Annotated in this window: 17 protein-coding genes and 2 pseudogenes; 14 read left to right on the forward strand and 5 right to left on the reverse strand. The window is 52.5% G+C overall.

The window, feature by feature from the left end:
* Nucleotides 1-154: 154 nt before the first annotated feature.
* Nucleotides 155-907: pseudogene (locus ACIQAL_RS03670) on the forward strand (MCP four helix bundle domain-containing protein); the annotation flags it as partial.
* Between the two features lie 258 nt (nt 908-1,165).
* Nucleotides 1,166-1,768: pseudogene (locus ACIQAL_RS03675) on the forward strand (methyl-accepting chemotaxis protein); the annotation flags it as partial.
* A 231-nt stretch (nt 1,769-1,999) separates the two neighbouring features.
* Here the strand turns inward: ACIQAL_RS03675 and ACIQAL_RS03680 are convergent.
* The 3 genes from ACIQAL_RS03680 to ACIQAL_RS03690 form a co-directional block, all read right to left on the reverse strand.
* Nucleotides 2,000-2,962 carry a lysozyme inhibitor LprI family protein gene (locus ACIQAL_RS03680; RefSeq protein WP_401142540.1) on the reverse strand — a complete coding sequence of 321 codons (963 nt, stop codon included), beginning with the start codon at nt 2,960-2,962 and terminating at the stop codon, nt 2,000-2,002.
* Between the two features lie 65 nt (nt 2,963-3,027).
* Nucleotides 3,028-4,041: a HEPN domain-containing protein gene (locus ACIQAL_RS03685; RefSeq protein ID WP_401142543.1), complete on the reverse strand. Its 1,014-nt coding sequence runs from the start codon at nt 4,039-4,041 to the stop codon at nt 3,028-3,030.
* 133 nt (nt 4,042-4,174) lie between these two features.
* The gene (locus ACIQAL_RS03690) at nt 4,175-4,438 is read right to left on the reverse strand and encodes a DUF1652 domain-containing protein (RefSeq protein WP_401142545.1); all 264 of its coding nucleotides are present in this window, start codon (nt 4,436-4,438) and stop codon (nt 4,175-4,177) included.
* A gap of 189 nt (nt 4,439-4,627) precedes the next feature.
* On the opposite strand from ACIQAL_RS03690, the gene ACIQAL_RS03695 reads away from it, so the two are divergent.
* Complete coding sequence (locus ACIQAL_RS03695; protein WP_401142548.1) at nt 4,628-5,008, forward strand: hypothetical protein; 381 nt, start codon at nt 4,628-4,630, stop codon at nt 5,006-5,008.
* 96 nt (nt 5,009-5,104) lie between these two features.
* Here ACIQAL_RS03695 and ACIQAL_RS03700 read toward each other — a convergent pair whose 3' ends face one another.
* Nucleotides 5,105-7,306: a TonB-dependent receptor gene (locus ACIQAL_RS03700; protein WP_401142550.1), complete on the reverse strand. Its 2,202-nt coding sequence runs from the start codon at nt 7,304-7,306 to the stop codon at nt 5,105-5,107.
* Between the two features lie 507 nt (nt 7,307-7,813).
* Here ACIQAL_RS03700 and ACIQAL_RS03705 point away from each other — a divergent pair.
* From ACIQAL_RS03705 to ACIQAL_RS03735, 7 genes are all read left to right on the forward strand, one after another.
* On the forward strand, nt 7,814-8,575 hold the full coding sequence (locus tag ACIQAL_RS03705) for a lipopolysaccharide kinase InaA family protein (protein WP_401142553.1): 762 nt from the start codon (nt 7,814-7,816) through the stop codon (nt 8,573-8,575).
* Nucleotides 8,576-8,795: 220 nt separating this feature from the next.
* Entirely contained in the window at nt 8,796-9,167 is a 372-nt protein-coding gene (locus ACIQAL_RS03710; protein WP_401142556.1) for a histone-like nucleoid-structuring protein, MvaT/MvaU family, read from the forward strand.
* A gap of 111 nt (nt 9,168-9,278) precedes the next feature.
* Complete coding sequence (locus tag ACIQAL_RS03715; RefSeq protein ID WP_401142559.1) at nt 9,279-9,569, forward strand: hypothetical protein; 291 nt, start codon at nt 9,279-9,281, stop codon at nt 9,567-9,569.
* 209 nt (nt 9,570-9,778) lie between these two features.
* Nucleotides 9,779-9,973 carry a type II toxin-antitoxin system PrlF family antitoxin gene (locus tag ACIQAL_RS03720; RefSeq protein ID WP_401142561.1) on the forward strand — a complete coding sequence of 65 codons (195 nt, stop codon included), beginning with the start codon at nt 9,779-9,781 and terminating at the stop codon, nt 9,971-9,973.
* Between the two features lie 376 nt (nt 9,974-10,349).
* Nucleotides 10,350-10,706, forward strand: coding sequence for a hypothetical protein (locus ACIQAL_RS03725; protein ID WP_401142564.1), 357 nt, complete (start codon nt 10,350-10,352; stop codon nt 10,704-10,706).
* A 653-nt stretch (nt 10,707-11,359) separates the two neighbouring features.
* Nucleotides 11,360-12,253, forward strand: coding sequence for a TIR domain-containing protein (locus tag ACIQAL_RS03730; protein WP_401142566.1), 894 nt, complete (start codon nt 11,360-11,362; stop codon nt 12,251-12,253).
* Between the two features lie 543 nt (nt 12,254-12,796).
* On the forward strand, nt 12,797-14,239 hold the full coding sequence (locus ACIQAL_RS03735) for a hypothetical protein (RefSeq protein WP_401142569.1): 1,443 nt from the start codon (nt 12,797-12,799) through the stop codon (nt 14,237-14,239).
* Nucleotides 14,240-14,250: 11 nt separating this feature from the next.
* On the opposite strand, the gene ACIQAL_RS03740 is transcribed toward ACIQAL_RS03735, so the two are convergent.
* Nucleotides 14,251-15,159 (reverse strand): hypothetical protein, encoded by a 909-nt coding sequence (locus ACIQAL_RS03740; RefSeq protein ID WP_401142571.1) that lies wholly within the window; start codon nt 15,157-15,159, stop codon nt 14,251-14,253.
* Nucleotides 15,160-15,562: 403 nt separating this feature from the next.
* Here ACIQAL_RS03740 and ACIQAL_RS03745 point away from each other — a divergent pair, with 403 nt between their 5' ends.
* The 4 genes from ACIQAL_RS03745 (at nt 15,563) to ACIQAL_RS03760 (ending at nt 19,028) form a co-directional block, all read left to right on the forward strand.
* The gene (locus tag ACIQAL_RS03745; RefSeq protein ID WP_401142573.1) at nt 15,563-16,411 is read left to right on the forward strand and encodes a hypothetical protein; all 849 of its coding nucleotides are present in this window, start codon (nt 15,563-15,565) and stop codon (nt 16,409-16,411) included.
* Nucleotides 16,412-16,822: 411 nt separating this feature from the next.
* The gene (locus tag ACIQAL_RS03750; RefSeq protein ID WP_401142576.1) at nt 16,823-17,344 is read left to right on the forward strand and encodes a hypothetical protein; all 522 of its coding nucleotides are present in this window, start codon (nt 16,823-16,825) and stop codon (nt 17,342-17,344) included.
* Between the two features lie 512 nt (nt 17,345-17,856).
* Nucleotides 17,857-18,132 carry a hypothetical protein gene (locus ACIQAL_RS03755; protein WP_401142578.1) on the forward strand — a complete coding sequence of 92 codons (276 nt, stop codon included), beginning with the start codon at nt 17,857-17,859 and terminating at the stop codon, nt 18,130-18,132.
* Nucleotides 18,132-19,028, forward strand: a complete 897-nt coding sequence (locus tag ACIQAL_RS03760) for a TIR domain-containing protein (protein ID WP_401142580.1) — start codon at nt 18,132-18,134, stop codon at nt 19,026-19,028. The genes ACIQAL_RS03755 and ACIQAL_RS03760 overlap by 1 nt, the downstream gene beginning before the upstream one ends.
* The last annotated feature ends 107 nt before the right edge of the window (nt 19,029-19,135 follow it).

Raw genomic sequence — 19,135 nt, forward strand, 5'->3', positions numbered from 1 at the left:
GACCTTAATGTAACGCCGTTCGCAGCCGATAAAATCACGACACTTGTATGACACCAATCGTATACGCATGCCCGTTCAGGAGATGCGGCGGATGTTCGAGCGCATGGACGCTTATTGGCCCTTCCATTGAGATAAACTCATGAATATACGAAACATGAACATCGCACCACGTGCCTTTCTTGGGTTCGCGTTCATCGCGTTGCTGGTAGTGATCTTGGGTGTTTTTGCCTTGAATCGCATGACAGTGATTCGCTCGGCGACAGTGGAAATGGAAACCAACATGATGCCCAGCGTCGTGTTTCTGGGAGATGTCACAGAAAACTTACTCCGCTTGCGCCTCAGTGTTTTTGGGACCCTTGTCAATCGCGATGCGACTCAACTCCAAGACGCGTATAGCCAAATTCCGCCACTGATTGGAAAGCTTCAAGACGCCAAAAATGGCTACGCGGCTACCCCGGCCGAAGCGGAAGAAAGAGCCATTTATGCGAAATTCAACGAGACGCTCACTAATTATCTAAGCATACAAAGCCAAGCTCTGGATCTGTCGCGTCAGGGTAAGCTGGATGATTTGCGAAGCCTGCTCAACGGGCCACTGTTCGAGTCCTCAGAGCAGATGGGAGTCCACCTCCAGCGTCTAATTGACATCAACAAAAACGGTGCCAGAAACTCCTCCGCAATCGCCGGCGAGCAGTATCAGAGTGCGAATATCGCCATCATCTCAGTGGCGGTATTAGCCGTCCTGCTTACGGTATTGCTTGCCTGGCTGTTGACGCGCAGCATTGTAAATCCCTTGGCCAAAGCGGTTCGCGCAGCTGGTGAAATTTCCGGCGGCGATTTGACCAAACACATTGAAGTTGACGGTAAGGATGAGCCTGCTCGTTTGCTGGGGGCTCTAGTTCTGATGCAGCAAAGCCTGCGCAAGACAATCGAGCAGATTACCGGCTCGGCCACCCAATTGGCATCGGCTGCTGAGGAGCTGAACGCGGTGACGGAGGAGTCATCCCGCGGCTTGCAAAAACAGAACAGCGAGATCGAGCAGGCGGCTACCGCCGTTAATGAAATGACCGCTGCCGTTGAGGAAGTGGCGCGAAACGCAGTGTCGACCTCCGAAGCGTCGAAGCAATCCAGTAGCATCGCCCTTCAAGGCCGCGAGAGGGTTGTGGAGACAGTAACTGCGATCCAGGCCATGACCCATGACGTACAAGCCACCTCGGTTTTGGTTGAGGGGCTCGCTGAGCAAGGTCGTGATATTGGCCGAGTTCTAGATGTGATTCGCTCAATCGCCGAACAGACAAACCTGCTCGCATTGAACGCTGCTATCGAAGCGGCTCGCGCTGGTGAGGCCGGGCGAGGTTTTGCCGTTGTAGCGGATGAGGTCCGGGCCTTGGCACATCGTACCGCCCAGTCCACTCAGGAGATTGAGCAGATGGTGGCGGGGATTCAGAGTGGCACCGGACAGGCGGTGCAGTCCATGGCCCTGAACACTAACCGTACGCGCACGACATTGGAATTGGCTCGCGCCGCGGGTGACGCATTGCAGCAGATTACCGAGTCAATTGTTCAGATCAATGAACGTAATCTAGTCATCGCGAGTGCTTCTGAAGAGCAAGCGCAGGTGTCGCGAGAAGTGGACCGTAATTTGGTCAATATCCGTGATCTGTCGACTCAGTCGGCAGCCGGAGCGAATCAGACGAGTGCTGCGAGTCATGAGCTTTCGCGGCTAGCCGTGGGCCTGAACGGGCTGGTAGGACGCTTTGTGGTTAGTTGATTACTAAGTGGCACTCTCATGAAGTGGCGGAACTGCTCGTTAAATGATTCCTGATGTGCGATTAGCTAGGCGGTCGGCTAACGTAGCCGACCACTAGGTTCACAACGCAGTGGTCGTTCTGATTAGTCCCGTGATCTCGATCATGGGCGGTAATGAGGTGGCGTTCAGTCATGACACCAGCACGCGCAGTCGTTGTTGATGGGAGGCGTCGTCCTCCATCCATTGAACGCGTTAGCATCCCGTTACACCCTCAATCTGTTTTACACGAGTCTCAAAAGCTTCCGTCAGCTCGGTCGCGTGGATCAATGGCCTGATTGATCCTCCTGCAAACCTATCAGCGCAAAAATCGCACCAACCAAAAGCCCATTGTTTCCACCTAAAGTGGAGCTTTCGAAATTTAGAACGCTCCGGATCAGAAACTTCCAATTTTCGTCTAGCCCTTATCGCCTGAGCTAAATCAATTCGAACAAGCTTGTATTTTTTCCATGCTGCAACATTCATTTCATATTGGGTGAGTGGCTCGTCCTTCCAGACGGTAGACCACAGTATAGCTTCAGTAATATCAATAATAAGGCTTACGCAATTCACTGCGATCGCAGCCTTCTTGTAGGTCATTACAAATTGGGTCGCGGATTCATGTGCCAAGATATGTCGATCATAAAAAGTCTGATGAAGATCAGCCCACAGCGCGAGGACATCATTCGAGATTGGCCCGGTGTCTGGAACGTCATTTCTTAAAAAGTGTGGATCCTTAGCGGACTTTGAAAGCTGCTTGAAACTCTGCCCTAAAAGTGAGTCATACACACTTTCAAGGTGGTTAAGCGAGCTAAAAGGCAGGCTGTAAGCGACAACCTCTCCGATGCTGATAGCCTTTTTGTGGATGCTCGCAATTACTTCCGTGGCTTTAATTTTATCCCCAACTAACGCTAGCCCTCTTGCAGAATACTCCCCACCTTCGTCTACTATCATTGTTACAGTTGCTCTGAAATGAGCCTCTAACACGGCTACGGCAGCAACGGGAAAATACCTATAGAGTTCCGCGCTCTGACTGTTTTCAAGGCTCTTTAGCGAGCGCTTAAGGTCGATGAGTCTTGAAGTAGATTCATATAATGCCCCATCCGTTCGAGCAATCAGTAGTCTGGAGCGTACTTGGGCAACTCGGTCCATTAACAGGGTTCTTGGTACTTTTGTCATACGTCACTCTGTATGCAAATCTTCAGTCTTAGGCATTAAAAAACCAGCATGCAATCATGTTTGGATCAACTCTCCGCCAACAAATCTTCAAGATAAATCAACTTCAGCTCTAGAAGCCTTTTCTGAATCTTTGCTTCTAAATGCCTATATCCGTTTCCGGTAATCATGCCAACTCGTCGAAAATTTACACAAATTTCTTTTTCCAAGTATGCACTAAACGCGTCCTCTGATGCCTTGACTTCGAGCCAAAGCATTTCTAGAGCGCTGTTATCAAGATTCCATTCCGCCTGCCACTTACGTACCAAATCCTGCCGTTTTTCCTGGACTGCGGAAAATAATTCCCCAGAGTTCTGCAACGCTTGAACTGAACTCCCAAATGCTGCCCGCGATGCGCCAGGGCGAAGCCGCTGCTCAATGATTTCGTAAATGGCATTTGCAAAGGCCATCGCGCTTTCAAACCAACGGTATAGTTGATCCTTGCTAACTAGCCGAAAATTGGCCTCGTGGGCAATAATATGACGCGCAGTGAAGATGGCTTGTATATCTCTTATCAAATCATCGGGCCTGTCTAGAATTATGTCTCCGAGCTGAATGTCATATCCCTCAATATTCCCCAGAATAAAATCTTCGGGCGGCTCTACGAACTCCCGTACAGATGCCAAACAATTTTTGAAATTTTTGTATCCGTCGTCACCGCCCAAGAGAGTGTCGAAGTGTCTCATAATTTGTTCGGTAGAGCTGATGGCTACACTATGGCTAACCAAATCGCCAAACGTGATTTCTTTCTTGCTTAACGCCTTCGTCAGTTCAAAATCAAATGAAAGGTCTTTAAAGTTTTTCGCTCGCTCAAGGTAGGGGCTATTCTCGTGATCTATCAAATTTTTTATACATGATTTGCAAAATGTTTCTATGCAGGATGCGATAGCCACCACATGAATGGAAATCTGATACGATTCGGGATTTGCCAGCAACGAAAATCCGCTATGCAGCGTTGCAAGCTCCCCCCAGGCTGCGTAGTCATGACGATCAGCTCTGGTTTTTTTCTCAATGATGGCGGCTAACGGATTTTTTTTGGACATAGGTTTCGTGGTGTCTGATGGTCTGTCGTGAAAGCGGGATCTTATATTCATATCACGAATTGCTCTGCGCGGGAGCGTCCGCTATTGGCCGACAGCTGACTCTCTCTTAAGCGCCTACTGATCGTGAACATAGTCATTTCTGCCTAGCGCCGGAATTGCGCACGTCCACGATTTCCCTGAGGCGTATTTCTTCCCGTATCTGGCCCACAAGATTGGCAATGGATCGGCTCGACGCTACCTCCACCCGAGATATCCCAGCAACCGTCAGCAGTAGCTTCCCGGAGCGCTGATCATAGATCTGGACACTGATCGAACCATATGGATCCAGGCTGCAAGCACACCTATCCGGCAAAAATGCCGTTTCCAGTACGTGTTTGATTTCCAAGTCTGAGAGCACGACCTTCCTCTCCTTGTGATCAGTGGAGTGAAAGTGTAGGGCAAAATTTTAGGTCTCTCAGTTCCCTCCGCATGGAAAGGGAAATGTAAGGCACTCGTTCATCGAACGGCTGTTTTCGACTCAAAGCGGACTGTGGCGACTGACAGTAGCTGCTACGATCCCACTTGAGATTTGCACAATCTGCGATTTATGAATTACTACGATGAAATCTGCTTTGCCAATATTTACCTGGAAGACAGCTACGTTCTTGCGATTGAGGAGGGTGTGTCAACCTTGTCATTTGCAATGGAGTTGGTGCTGCTCGAATCACATCCACTCTATGTGAAACCAGCAGATGGGGAAGCATACTGCTATTGGAATGCACACATTCATTTCTGCCTGACACAGCGCGTTCTTTGGCATGAAAGGAGTGTTTTGGTATCTAGGGATGCGAACGGTGACACCGATTTAGGCAATGTAGACGTATTCAGGATAGAAGGTGCCACTTACCACTTGAAAGGGGACTGGGGTTCGGTATCGGTTACCTGCGCCACCGTAGTGGTTGATTACGAAGGCAGTCCCCACACCTGAAACAACGCGCCGGATGATGGTAGATCGACCAAGGGCTGCTTCTGGGAATTAGCAGCCCCTAGGGATTGAGGTAGAACAACCCCTAGGGAGATCTACTTAGAAGTCGATAGTGCCCGAAAATTTGACCAGGCGTGGGTCGCCTTGGCTGAGGTAGCCACCGTTGGCCGAGGCCCAGTAGTTCTTGTCTGTGAGGTTCTCCACGTTTACGCGCAACGTTAGGTCCTTCTGGTCAACCTTGAACTTGTAGCGCGCACCCGCATCGAAGCGGTTCCATGTTGGCAAGCTCAGGTTATTTGCCTGATCGGCATACTGACCACCAGTGCGAAGCATGCGGGCGCTGAGAGCCGCGCCTTCCAGGCCCGGAATGTCCCAGTCGACGCTGGCGTTCAGCTGGAAGGTGGGTACGCCGATCGCGTGGTTGCCATCAGTCAGTCCACCAGACGTCTTCTTCAGTTCTGAGGTCATGCGAGTGCCGCCAGCCATCAGGCGGAGGCCCTCGATCGGCTCGCCGAACACGCTCAGCTCAACACCTTTGTTAACCTGCTCACCGTCACGGACGTAGAGGCGTTGCGTTGCGTCGACGAAACCATCACTAGGTTTCTCGATACGAAACACGCCGAGGTTCGCACCGAATGACTGCATATCCAGTTTGATACCTGCTTCCAACTGCTTCGTGCGGCCGGGTGGGAATGCCTCGCCAAGGTTGGTGATGTTGGTGCCGGATGCGACAGGCCCTTTAGCCAGACCTTCAATTCGGTTGGCGTAGAGGGAAACCGTGTCAGTCGGTTTGTAGACAATGCCATACACCGGCGTAGTGATGGATTCGTCATACAGCGAAGTGCGGCTGCCGTCGTTGGCCGGGTTGGCTACGCCGTTGGAGGTGGTGCCGTCGTACGAATAGTTCTCCACGCGTAGCTGCTGACGACGTAAGCCGTATGTCAGCAGCAGGCTGTCGTCGAATAGGCCAACGGTGTCGGAAACTGCGAGGCTGCGGTTTCTAGTCTTGCCAGTGACGCCTGGATCACCCATATCACCGCCAGTGAGGGAAACCGCTGTCGGCTTAGGCAGGGTAGGCGTGTTGTAGATGTTGGTGTTCCCTGTGACCGAGCGGTAGAACGTGTAGGCGTTCTCTTGCTGAGTCCAGATAGTCGAGGCACCGATTGCAATTTGATGGCTGACCGGACCAGTTTGCAGATGGCCGTTCAAGCCCGCCGCGAAGCTCGTGTTGTCTTCATTGTGTGGGATTTCCGAACCGCCAACGGTTGCGACACCGTTATTTCCCACCAGCGTCGGTGTGCCGTAGACGCCGGTTTCGCGCGTGTGTTTGGCGCCACCTGCAAGGTATGCGGTCCAGTTTTCGCTCAAGTCCCAGTCGCCACGAATCATGCCGAAGGTATCTTCAGTTTCGGTGTAAGTCCAGTCCTGGCCGTAGTTGTGGCTGGCGTCCGGCGCGGTCGGGATTTTGGTCGCGTTGCCGAGTTGCACAGTGTTGCGCAGGCCGTTGATACGTTGTTTCTGGTAGCCAAAATCGGTGGAAACGCGGAAGTTGTCACCGCGATAATCCAGTCCTGCAACAAACAGTTTGGTGCGCTGGTTTTCGTCATCAATCGCGGTATCTCCTTCGCGCTGGCTAAGGTTGACCCGCGCTCCGAATCGGTTGCCCTCGCCGAAGCGTTGACCAAGATCCAGGTGCTCACCAATACGTCCATCAGAGCTGATGTCTTGGGTGTAGCGACGGGTAGGCACGTCTTCAGCACGTTTTGGCTGCAAGTTGACGCTGCCGCCCAGACCTGTACCGGTAGGACTTACGCCGTTGATGAAGGCATTGGGGCCTTTGAAGACTTCTACCCGCTCAATGGCGTCGGTAGAAAGTATCTGGCGTGGAAGTACGCCGTACAGACCACCATAGGAAATATCGTCGCCAGCGAGCGGCAAACCGCGGATTACAAAAATCTGCGACTGGTTGCCGAAGCCATAGGACTGGCGCACCGAAGGGTCGTTGAGCAGCACATCGCCAACATCCTCAGCCTGCTGATCCTCAATGAGCTTGGAGGTATAGCTCGTCATGGTGAAGGGAACGTTCATGTTGTCCTGGTTACCCAGAACACCCATCTGTCCGCCTCTAGCGACCTGGCCGCCTGCAAATGCGTCCGGCAACGTATTAGAGTTGGCTTTTACAGCATCGGCGTTGACGTCAGTAGCGCCCAGCTCAACGGCCGAATTGGCAGCGTTGGCGATAAAGCTAACAGAACAACAAAGTGCAAGCACGGTGGGGCGAAAGGGGAGCGAGAGGAGCATTAGGAACTACCCGGCAAGATGAATAGAACGAGTGGGGAGCCTCCTTGGCAATGCGAAATATTCGCAGGTGCGAATGATATCAGAGCGCTTTTAGATTTGCTGATTCTGATGACAAATTTTTCACATTGGCTGTGCGCTGTATTTGATAGAGCATCAATTCCTGCTCGTGAGAGCTTGCGAGGGGCGGGGTGCCTATTAGCCCGATGGGGCGACCTAGTCATCCGATCGAGAAGGGCGGGAAGAAATGGACGCTAAGCTTGGCTGTGTGGCAGGTGAGCAACAAAGGCTTGCTCGGTGCGCCATGGACGCGGGGCGACCGTGGCAGTTTCGCGAAGCGGTCAGCGTCCTACGAACCCGCTACGCGGAATTTTCCCAGAGGGCTTCGCCAACACTTAGCAGATAAATAACCTGGCGATTCCGAATTTGATTTGTTCAGGATCATCGTTAGCACTTCGTGACGCGATATTGTCTTGGCCGCCTGCATTTTATTAGGTCCAAAGTGGTTGCATGATCGTTTGCTCTACCGGCATGCTTGCCTTGAAGTTGGCCAATAGAGCCGACAAAGTGGAGTCAAATGCAATGGTAAACAGCGTGGATGCTCATGATTTTGATCATTGGTGGAACACTCGCGGGCCGTGGGTAGAGGAGCCCAATGTTCGGCGCAGTGGCACCAGCGGCGTCCAGAGAGTGATGCAGGACGGATCATGTGTCTATGTCAAACGCCAGACCGGCCATACCTATCGCAGTCTTCGTTTCCCTCTGGGTCGACCTACCGTGATAAGGGAAGGAATGGCCCTGGATAGACTTTTCAAGCTGGGTGTCAGGGCGCCTCAGCCCATTTTCTATGGTGCTCGCAAGATCAATGGCACGTGGCACGGTCTGTTAGTCACCCGCGAGTTAGCAGGCTTCCGCGATCTTGAGACCTGGTTGGGCGATCAGGCACTGAACGGGCTGTCGCAAGAAGATCACTTGGTCGTATTGAAAAATCTTGCCGTGTTACTGGCAAAGCTTCACCGAGGACGTCAGCAGCACGGGTGTATGCGCGCGAAACATGTGTTTATCAATTCAAGTGCGCAACATAATGGTGGAGTCAGTTTTGATCTGGCATTGCTAGATCTAGAAAAGTCTCGGTCCAGGGTATCCATGTTGCGAGCTGCACGACACGACGTACGCCAGCTGCGCCGCCATTCTTCGTGGAACAGCGCGCAGTGGGATTATTTCCTTGAACTCTATGAAAAGGAACTGGGCCGCAGCTTTCCATTCAGGTAGGCCACTGTGCAGTGGTAGCCCGGTGCCTACTGGGGCTAAGGTCGCTCCAATGCTGTATGTGATACCAGTCGGAGTTGCCCAGTTATCAGTCACGTTCCCTCAACCGCTAATTGTCGGTGGTCGTCCTTGCATCTGATGACGCCCTCCATCACTGCTGACCAGGCGCCGCCTGCTAGAATGCTATTCAGATAAAAACAGACATTTTCATTAGGCGATACATATGTCAAAGCTCGCCGAGTATCGTCAGCTTGAGCAACACCTTGCAGAGCAGCTGGCTGCCCTCGAAGCGTTAAAGGGGGACGCAGGTCTCCAGCAGGAAATTGAGTTTGAGACCAAACTCCGCAACCTACTCGCCGAGTACGGTAAAAGCTTAAAAGACGTAGTCTCGATCATCGATCCCAAAGCTGCGTCCAAAAGCGCATCTAAAGCAGCTCCAGCGCCACAGAAAAGTACCCGTCGTGCCCGAACGGTGAAGGTTTATAAGAACCCGCACAATGGTGAAGTGGTTGAAACGAAAGGCGGCAACCACAAGACCTTGAAGCAGTGGAAAGGCGAATACGGCAGCGATGTCGTTGAGTCTTGGGTATCGTAAATTGATACTCTAATCAGATCGAGGCAGGGTAGGGGGGCTACTTCCTATTCTGCCTGCACCTACGACGTCACTAGTACCGCTGCTAGGTGAATGGTTACAAAGAGACTACAGATGAGTGATTTGGAAGAAGAAATGCGGCGCGCGCTTTTTGGCTCATTGGGGGAGCCTGCGCTGACGCCACCGCTTACTGAGCGGCCTGTTACACCCAAGCCGAAGGCCAAATCGCTGTCGCCCAAAATTAGGGTCACATTGAAAGTTTCTAAGGTGTTTGAGGGGGCGACCGAGCTTTTCATTTATGAGGCAGACACGCTGAGCACACTCACCGCCGAGATTGATGCCAAAGCGGCTGCGCGCAAGAGCAAATTCAAATACTTTGAAGTGGTGTCTGTTCAGACCGTCTGACCACCATCGCGTTGCGATAAAAGATCCCAAGCGGGTCATGCACTTGCAAACCAGCGCCCTAGGCTAGGTGTAGTTCATCTCGCTGGTTTACTGAGCGGTGAGGTAGGATGATCCAGGTGTCCTGAAGACTGCTCGTGAGTGAGGGATGCCTCGTATGCACACTCCCACGCCTAACGTCGGGTGTGCTCATTTCAGAGGGGGGGATGTGAATGACCGATACGCTTAAGGTCGAAGACCTTTCCCAGCAGGATGTTGGCGAATCCCTGAAATTGATTCTGGAAGATATCGCTGCTAATCCGGACACTCTCAAACCACTCGACCCTGGTTTGGTGGAGAGGGCTCGCAGCCTAGTCGAGGGAGTGGAGGTTGATCTTGATGCCCCACTATCTCCCTTGGATGAGTGACAAGCTGAACTGCGAAGAATCTCGAATATTGGTGATGCGAACGTTGGTTGCGATGGAAAAATCCACTGAGGTACCTCCGCTGGTGGAGGAGAATGACCATTGGGGATGCTTAGGGCACGAAGGTGCCTCGCCCCATCAAGCCCGAATCTGCGCTTTAGTGCGGCATCGCCACGTCGCAAGACAGCTTGAGATTCCCTGGGATAAGTACAAAGCACTGAATGGCATCCGCGAATAAGCTGATTATCTCTCGCGGGACGTTTGGCGTGTCCCAAGCGCGATTGATAGATTTAGATCACAACACCAAATCGTGGCGCTAACAGCTCAAACTACCGCAAATCGGCGGCAATAAAGTCCCAGTAGGCAAGGAGCTAGAGCAATGAATGTAGATCTCACCGCGATCCAGCGAAACGTCCGCCTGTTTGCTTTGCCGATCTCACTGATCACTGTCGGACTGATCGGAATGCTGATTTGCGCCGGTCACGATGACCAGACTACCCCGTTGGCAGCAATGATGACCACAGTCCTACAGGTCGCGTTTTGGGCGGCTTTAACCCTCGCCGCGATAGGAGCTTCATGGCTGGCTCGAAATACCTGGTTGCTGTGGCGATGGGAGAGCGGCGAGCTGGTTGGCAGCTGCACAACATGCGGCGGGGTGATGCAGCACAGGAATGGACGTTGGAGCCAATACAGCCGGTGCAATATGTGTGGCTCGACGCGGCAGGGCTGGCACTGATCGATCCTCGGGGGCGATAGTTCCAAACGGGGTTGCCTTCTTTTTGGTAGCGCGAGCAGCCTTCTGAGCTTCTGAAGCTGCATGGGGCGAATCTAGACGAGATGTGACGGCTTTTAGTCGCACAAACATAGCAAGCGCGAGCGCAACGACCTCACTATCAGTCATCTCACCCGGAACACATTCTCGTGCCTGCCGCCATAACTCGTCATCAATCGAGATATCGTGATCCATTGGTATCCCCTTAGGGACGCACATATGGGAGGCACAAACCATGCTTACTACTTTGGCCTGTGGTCAAGCTCGCAGACGACTGCGTTGGCTGCTCAGGGAAACACCTTTGTGATTACAAAAAATGGGCGCGCAATGTGCGAGCTTGGAGGCGTGGCGAGTCAAGAACTGAGCCGAACTCATTGAGTGGCAGCTATCCACAACCAAGCGGACGTTGATGCGAAGCGGGCGGACGCCGGTGGCGCTTACTGAGAACGCTGTATCTCAAAAGCTAACTGGGCAGCTTTTTGTCGCAATTCTTGAAGGTTTAGCAGCCTGCCACGGGCCAAGCCATCGGCGATGGCAGCAAGTGAAGCGAACGGTCACCGCTGTTCTTGCCTATGGGTGATAATGTCCATTACCACTTGTTGGAAAGGAATGATCCGATGGCTCGTGCGAACACTACGAATGGCAATGTCGCTACCAAGCTGCAATTGAGCCCCTCGGCGATCAAACGAGGCATTGAGCGACTGAAAGAGCGCATTACTGAGCTGGCGTCTTTCGACGCTTCAGAAATCAGCGACGAGGGTGACGCCCCCAAACTGCTGGCCCTTTCAGCCGCAATAGAAGACACACTCGTGCGATGTTTTGGTGAAAACACATCGGCCTATTACCGTTTTTCACCTGCGGTAAAACTACATTTCTCCCCTGGGGTATGGACAGATAACTACCCGCAGAAGCACCACTACATAGAAGGTACGCGGGAAAATATTCTCCAATCGATGTGCTTGCTTGAGGAAGCACAGCGAACGCTGAGGGAAGATCTTGCCGACTACGAGCACGAGGTCATGTCATACCCTGATGCCGCCGATAAAAGCGGTCGACCGCTATCTCGAAAGGTTTTTGTTGTGCACGGGCATGATGAAGGTGCGCGAGAAATGGTAGCTCGGTTCCTCGAACGGCTTGGTTTCCAATCCATCATTTTGCACGAGCAAGCCAACCAGGGCCGTACGGTTATGGAGAAAGTCGAAGCTCATGCTGACGTGAGCTTCGCCGTTGTGTTGTTAACGGCCGATGATGAGGGTTACGCAAAGGGCGGTACGCCGCAGCCGCGGGCACGACAGAACGTACTGCTCGAATTGGGCTATTTCCTCGGGCGTTTGGGGCGCGACAAAGTATGCGCGTTGAAACGCGGAACCGTGGAGATTCCCAGCGATTTCGCTGGAGTGGTTTGGGAGTCCATGGAAGGTGATAGCTGGAAGCAAGCTTTGGGCCGTGAACTTGAAGCCGCTGGCCATCAGATCGATTGGAACAAGGTCATGCGAACGACTGTCGACTAACACTATCAGGGCAAAAGCGTGTATGAGCTGCTGGCAAACTCATACGCCTGACATCTAGGCCGTTGGAGCCAGTGCATCACCAGTTGATGACCGTTTGGAGTGTGTGACGTTGAGTTTTCACACGTCAGTGGGCCGACTATTCAGAACACAAGAAGATTCATCGAACCTGACGTTCTCAAGCTGAAGCTGCCTTCGACATCGATCGGCTCCTGCTCGATTGGCAGCGGGAGGGCATAGCCAATTGTAGAGATGCTCAGAAGGCCACCGCTATGAAATAGGAGCAAGTACATCCGTGAAGTTCTGGCAGATGGAAAGTGTTGCGTTACAACTACAATTTGGGAGGGAATGACGGAAGACTGAGTGCATCACGGCTGAGCAGCAACTGGCCTATGACCAGCGCACGATCAATCAGTAAGAACGTAGATCACCATGTGAGGAGAGCTAGGAGGAGCGGGGCGCGCTATGATCTCAAACCCTTAAGCATGCCACTATCAGTCATTCTCAGGGACAGAGGGCGTGCCACCATTAACATAGGAAAGAAGAGTGGCGTTTTTTCAAGTAGACAGAAGTCAATATCCAATCGGTCAGGGCGGTTTTCATTCGACTGTTGTGCATACCTCAGCGAAGAGTCGGCTAAGCATGGTGGTCGATTGTGGAGGATCTGACGCGGAGCATCGCGGAGTTCTGATCAACGCATTTGCAGGACCACCTAGCCAGCATGACATTCTTGCGATTAGCCATTTTGACGATGATCATATCAACGGGATTGAAGAACTGCATGAAGCGGGCGTCAGATTCAAATCTGTGTTCTTGCCTCACGTCGAAGCTCAACACTATCTGCTGTGGATGACGTTGCGGTTCAGTGTTGAAGAAACGAATAGCTACGAACTCTCTCGGCTCGTCCAGCTTGGTGGTCGCCTTTACGGTGGAGATTTTGGGCCTGTCGTGCTTGTTGGATCTCCGGATCCCACAACAAGTGATGATCAGAGACGAGGCGACGCTGCTGACGAGAACCTAGCTGCGCATCTGACTAAAGACGCCTACGACGCTGTGATGAAGGCCAGAGGCGTGGGTGGACAGATTTTCCCATGCGCGCAATCCCTTACTTTCAAGAATATCGACTGGTTAGTCCGTTTCTATTCTCGTGAATGGAAGTTTCCTGCCGAGGTACAGACCATTTGGTCCCTTCCATTGTTCGCAAGCTTGAAGGCCATAGTAGATCGCACAGCAAAGCCGATGTCTTCAGCGGATTGGGCTTCGTTCGCAACGGATTTAGAAACTCAGCTTTCCGCCAAAATCAAGCCTGGAGATGCAGCCCAGGTGAGAAAAATCTTGGGAGCAAAACCGAGCAAGGCGGATCCCCGCCTTAAGGCTGTGCAGAAACTCGTTCGAGATATTCAGTCGAAACCGAATGGTTTGAGCTGCAAGAACGTGCTGAGCCAACTATATCTGCTTAGTGACTCTCTAAAGGACTATAACGACGCTTCAATGTGCATTTATTCTGGACCCGCACAGCGCAGCGTTGGCACGCGGCGTGAGCGATTTTCCCGTCTAATTCACTTCGGTCGTCGAGCGCTAAGCGAGCACAAGCTAAAAGACGCCCCTAGCCGTGAAGTGGGCTGGATTACCACTGGGGATGCAGATTTTTCTACTCCGACAAAATTGAAAGATTTCTTAACTCATTTTCACTGCGAAATGGGGCTGACGACGGTTTTCGTCCTACCCCATCATGGATCGCGAATGAGCTACGACCCCAACATGGATCGTCTGCGAGAGCTGATCGCTCATCTCTGTGACAGGCCTTTGTTCATCGCACCGGCGAATCCTGAACACAAAAAATATCACCATCCACACTGGCAAGTTGAATCAACGTGCCGTAGGTTCGGAGATTTCTATGTCGTCGATCAGGGTTTCGCTTCGAGCTATGCAGAGTCTTTGAGAGTGGTGCGAAACCTAACAGGTTTAATGATCTTAGATTCCGAATAGACCTCACCGAATTAGATCGATACGAGCGCCTCATCTAACTCTGCCATTGCACGCCGCCGTTGCATCTCAAGCAACGCGGCGTCGTCTTCCGAGAGATTAGAGCCCGGCGTGGGAAAGGCAGCAGCGGAGGCTTGGCTCCAACGATCAAACACCTCACAGCGAGAAAATGACGCCCCATGGGTCTTTGTTGCCATAGCAATCGCTCTCTTCTGAGCGATCTTTGGGATGACGGTTGAGTATTTGAAGTGCGAGGAGGGATGGTGCACCACCGCTACTGGAACATCCCCGGCGAGCGAACAAACTAAGTCACCATTCCGCTGGCTCAGACATACGATCAAGTCCGGCCTTAGCACGTCTAACACGTCACAGAGCGGAGCTTTACCACGAAGCCACGCTTCCTTGGGGGGCGCGCGCCTCTTGGTAGGTATGAATTCCTGGATGAAATTGTAGTAGGCCACACGTCCCCAGAAGTCAGCCTTTTCAGCACGAGTGGCTGGGCGCCTGGAGCTGGTCACAGCTCTCATGATCTTGGTGAAATGCGGGTGTTGACGAAGACGCTTTGTGGCGAGTGGATGCCGCTCGCCCAGGGCTAGGGCTTTCACAATCTCAGGCGTAACCGTGGGGCGTTCATGATGGTTCTCGGCGTAGTGAGATTCTCCCATGAGCAAAATCCTTAGGCCGTCCCAACCCTCCGAGTATTGGCTGCCAACCCAAGGTGCAAAACGGACGGTGGTATTTTTCATCGTGATCCTTTTGATGGACATCTTCCTGATCTGCCGCATCAGCTCTGCCTCGATTGGAGCTAGCGGGCATTCACTGATCATCAAAAACCATAATTCTGGCCAGCGAAGATGAAAGGAAGCTGAGGGTTCTGCAAGCTGATTTGGTGATGGTCGATCTGAGCGAGCCTCGATCCGCATGAGGATACGGTGCCTTGGTGCCCGCGGCTCCAGAGGCTCGTGCGGATTGTGAATCCTATGCTGGTATCCATCGGCTAACAAGCAAGGGAGGGAACAGTAATTTCCCGCTGGCGATCTTCGCGAAGTGGTCAGCCAACTGTTGCATGCGCAAATGGACGCGACTCCAGGATGTCTCCGGCCTGAGCAGCTAGCTGGTTGAGAGGAACTCGACAAAATAAGCCATGCTATGAACTCTGCGAATTGGGGAAGCAGAACCAAGCTTTCGAGCATCAGCAGATCATCGTTTTATCGAAGGTCGAGACATCACGTTTAGGGGCAACCCAACAACTACAATGCTACTGAGCACGAGCAGCCGCTGTCGTAGCGCTGATACGGCATAGGACATGAAGGCGGGATTATTCGGATGTACAACCTAATCATGCAATACGTCGGTTACGAGGAGGGGCTCGAATCAATCTCCGAGTCTCGTGTCTTCGAACATCCAGATACAGACATCCAGCGGGCATTTACGGTCAATGATGGGCTAGACCTCGAAGCACTGAGCAGGTTGCCAACGCTTTTCGCCCCTGAGCAACAAGGAGTAGAACCTCAATTCGCACGAGTCGGAAGGATTCTAAATCCACGAAGGCGAGGGCGTGACATCGATTTTGACGTGGTGTTCGAACGAGGCGTGCCTCCAATCGCCCTAGCGGAAATAATCAGGCTCGCACGTCACCTCCATATTTCAACCAGTGGAAGGGGATTGACCGAGATGAACAGAATTCACTGGGCAGTTAAGGACGTGGATCTTTTCCGGGTTTTGTACACGGAAGTGCAGCCACCCACCCGTTCGCCGAACGTTTTGAGAATGCCGATTCATCCTCAAATCGAGCGAAATCTGGTGTCCGTGATGATGCCTTTCGCTCCCGCATACAATCCTGTTTTTCATGCGATTCAGACCGCTTGTGTCGCGAATCAGCTCGCGTGTACACGAGCCGACAATATCTGGGACACCCCCGCGGTGATCGATGATGTGGCCAATCTCATTGATCGGTCAGCGGTCGTGATTTTTGACTGCTCTGGCAAGAATGCCAATGTTTTCTATGAGCTAGGGCTCGCTCATGCTTGGGGCAAGGAAGTGGTCATCCTGACCAGCGACCCGGCTGATATCCCTTTTGATCTGAGACACTTGAGGTTTCTCCAGTACGACATGGGTAACCTGGCTCTGCTCTCAACGCAGCTCTCCCTGCGACTGAGAGAGTTGACTGTGTAGGAGGGTAGAGATTGCTGACGTTTTCCGAACAGAGGCATGTGATCAAGGTTTGCATTTTGCACAGCTAACCTGCTGGATTCAAAGGCACAAGACAGCACAAGATCTATTGATCGCTCCAATCTACTGGGGATGGTGTTTTGGGAGTATGGCCGCGTGCACAGCATCCGCTCAAATTGCACGGTGACGCAAATAGATTGTCAGGAGTACAAATGTACTCTTTTGCGATTGAAGCGTATGCTACGCACGAAATCACTGACTCCAGCAGCGGCCCGTCATCTCACCGACCTCAGCCCTGCATGCTCAGGTTGCTGGTTGTAGCTCTCTCAGCAGAGGCTCCAGTCAGTTACAGCTTTTCATTTCGCTGGCGTGCGTGCTGGTGGCAATACCGATCAAGCTCAGTAAGGAATGTGTATGAACAGCGGGTACATGAAGGATTTTGAACGTAAATTCCAGAAGGGCAGCGAGAGCGTCAACAAGCGGGTTATTTTGACATTTCGAGGGCTGTTCAACCGTATCGCCCGCAGCAGCAAATATTCGGATGAGCTTGTAGAGGTCGAGATCCTTCGAATCAAATTTGGAGCAGGCCTTTTGCAGGCTGCTATCGATAATAAAGAGATTACAAGGAAGGAATTGGGAGTGCGTAAGGCGGCTTTGAAGACCATAAACGCAAAGCTAAAGCACCGGAACGACTTCATTGTGCTTGCCTCTGGTGCATTGGCTGTGTACGGATTAACTTCTTTGAATCCTAAGGAACACACGTCGGTATTGCTGGATCTCTTTCCCAGTCTTTCGGCTACCGCTCTAGGTCAAGTACCGTCGCTTTTTGTCCTATCAATGCTCGTCCTCACAGGGGTACTGTTGATTGAGAGGGCGGCGATGCTTTCAGCCGTTGCGAGAAACGAGGAGATTGTGAACGTCATAGATTCGTTATGACGCAACGGAGTGAATGAATCGCCTCAAGGGCAGTTAGAGATGATGCCAAGTTGATGCTCAGCCACGAAGTCACCACCCATCATCCAGCTCACGTAGCGTCTAACGAATTGAAGGGGTGAAGACCGACACCAGATTGGTGACTAGCTGAACTCACGCGATCACGAGTCAAATGACGCATCCTGGCAGTACATCCGCTGGCACCGTTCGCGTGGCGGTTGCGAAATACCCGCTTCACGGAAATGGACCAGGGTAGTGCCGTAAGCAAGTAAGGCTATTGCATGGGTTCGTTAGGGGCAGCTAAATCAGATCGGGAGCCGGAGGAAATCCCCCCGGAAAGTCAGCGATCAATCACCAGACGACTATGGGTACCGAGGTTAGGGGGACCAGTGCGTCAGAGATGCGGCTTGAAATCGCACGGGGCCGTTCCGTCGTGCGCGACCCTGCTGCTCTTGGGATCCAACTGTCAGAAAAATAGTGATATTGTTCTGAGATTACCCGAAGGAGTGATGACTATGCTTAAAGGACTCGACCAGCTTCAGCGGCAGCTCAAAGAGGCAGAAGCAGTGCTGAAAGCTCTCGATGGCGATTTGTGCACGGTAAATTTCGACCCCACCGATCCTGCGAGCATCGAGGAAGCAGTCCAGCAGGTCGAGGCAGTAATTGATGAGCGCATTGGCCGTTACGCCTCCAATCCGATCATTGAGCCGCTTGCAGTCGAAATGAAAGAGCGCTACCGCTCTGAAATCCTGGAACGTGCTTCGGCCGCGAGACTGGAAGCGGGTGAGTAATGCAGGCCGATCTGTTCAAGCAACTGAATAATGCGCTGCTCGACCTACAAGGCGCGAATCTCCAAACCTTTGAACGGCCTCTGAAAAAGATTTCGGCTCTCCTGAACAGCCCCGATCTGGAGGCCATCAATACCTCCCTTGTGCAGGGCGTCGATTTGGACGCGTTTTTAGAAGCCAGCGAGAGTACGACGGGGAGCATGGTTGGTAGCGCGGCGCTTCTTTGGCCCGATGATCATAGAGAGACGCTGGGCCTGACGTTGCTTTTGATCGATAAGCTTGCAGCAGACCCGGGGTTTGCAACCGATTTCGGGTATCACTTCTTCTACGCTGGCAGCAAAGTAATTGCGGGTGTTCGAGAGCTAACCAAGCAGCTTTTGATCCCCTTCATTCGGGACTACAAGCTGTACGTAGAATCCAATGGAAACGTTGAGCCGAAACTGAAATCACCCATGTCTAACAAAATATTCATCGTCCATGGTCACGAAACCGGAGCCCGGGAGACGCTCGCGCGCTTTCTTGAGCGAATTGGCTTTGAGGCCATTATCCTGCACGAGCAAGCGAATCAGGGGCGAACGGTCATTGAGAAGGTTGAGGCCCATGGAGACGTAAGCTTTGCCGTCGTGCTCTTGACCCCAGACGACGAAGGCAGAGTGAAAGGCGGTGAGCTGGAGCCTAGGGCTCGACAAAATGTGCTTCTGGAGTTGGGATATTTCATTGGCAGGCTCGGACGAAACAGGGTTTGCGCTCTCAAGCGAGGCGCGCTGGAAATCCCTAGTGATTTTGCAGGTGTAGTTTGGGAGCAGATGGACGAAGGCGGCGGCTGGAAGCTGTCTCTTGGACGTGAGCTAGAGGCGGCGGGACATGTGATTGACTGGAGCAAGCTCTCACGAGCGTAAATCCACTCCAGGACAATGCGGCGCGGCCTTGCGCGCTTCCGGCGTGCCCCAAGAATGGACCCTTGGCCAGATTCAGTTGGCACGACACAGTTGTGGATTGTGTCCAG

It is taken from the genome of Pseudomonas sp. NPDC088368 (assembly GCF_044753445.1).
GTDB lineage: Bacteria > Pseudomonadota > Gammaproteobacteria > Pseudomonadales > Pseudomonadaceae > Aquipseudomonas > Aquipseudomonas bambusae.

What these genes read in the sequence shown, in the direction of transcription:
- ACIQAL_RS03680 (WP_401142540.1), bottom strand. Translation starts at nt 2,962, where the DNA reads ATGACAAAAGTACCAAGAACCCTGTTAATGGACCGAGTTGCCCAAGTA.
- ACIQAL_RS03685 (WP_401142543.1), bottom strand. Translation starts at nt 4,041, where the DNA reads ATGTCCAAAAAAAATCCGTTAGCCGCCATCATTGAGAAAAAAACCAGA.
- ACIQAL_RS03695 (WP_401142548.1), top strand. Translation starts at nt 4,628, where the DNA reads ATGAATTACTACGATGAAATCTGCTTTGCCAATATTTACCTGGAAGAC.
- ACIQAL_RS03700 (WP_401142550.1), bottom strand. Translation starts at nt 7,306, where the DNA reads ATGCTCCTCTCGCTCCCCTTTCGCCCCACCGTGCTTGCACTTTGTTGT.
- ACIQAL_RS03705 (WP_401142553.1), top strand. Translation starts at nt 7,814, where the DNA reads ATGATCGTTTGCTCTACCGGCATGCTTGCCTTGAAGTTGGCCAATAGA.
- ACIQAL_RS03710 (WP_401142556.1), top strand. Translation starts at nt 8,796, where the DNA reads ATGTCAAAGCTCGCCGAGTATCGTCAGCTTGAGCAACACCTTGCAGAG.
- ACIQAL_RS03715 (WP_401142559.1), top strand. Translation starts at nt 9,279, where the DNA reads ATGAGTGATTTGGAAGAAGAAATGCGGCGCGCGCTTTTTGGCTCATTG.
- ACIQAL_RS03720 (WP_401142561.1), top strand. Translation starts at nt 9,779, where the DNA reads ATGACCGATACGCTTAAGGTCGAAGACCTTTCCCAGCAGGATGTTGGC.
- ACIQAL_RS03725 (WP_401142564.1), top strand. Translation starts at nt 10,350, where the DNA reads ATGAATGTAGATCTCACCGCGATCCAGCGAAACGTCCGCCTGTTTGCT.
- ACIQAL_RS03730 (WP_401142566.1), top strand. Translation starts at nt 11,360, where the DNA reads ATGGCTCGTGCGAACACTACGAATGGCAATGTCGCTACCAAGCTGCAA.
- ACIQAL_RS03740 (WP_401142571.1), bottom strand. Translation starts at nt 15,159, where the DNA reads ATGCGGATCGAGGCTCGCTCAGATCGACCATCACCAAATCAGCTTGCA.
- ACIQAL_RS03745 (WP_401142573.1), top strand. Translation starts at nt 15,563, where the DNA reads ATGTACAACCTAATCATGCAATACGTCGGTTACGAGGAGGGGCTCGAA.
- ACIQAL_RS03750 (WP_401142576.1), top strand. Translation starts at nt 16,823, where the DNA reads ATGAACAGCGGGTACATGAAGGATTTTGAACGTAAATTCCAGAAGGGC.
- ACIQAL_RS03755 (WP_401142578.1), top strand. Translation starts at nt 17,857, where the DNA reads ATGCTTAAAGGACTCGACCAGCTTCAGCGGCAGCTCAAAGAGGCAGAA.
- ACIQAL_RS03760 (WP_401142580.1), top strand. Translation starts at nt 18,132, where the DNA reads ATGCAGGCCGATCTGTTCAAGCAACTGAATAATGCGCTGCTCGACCTA.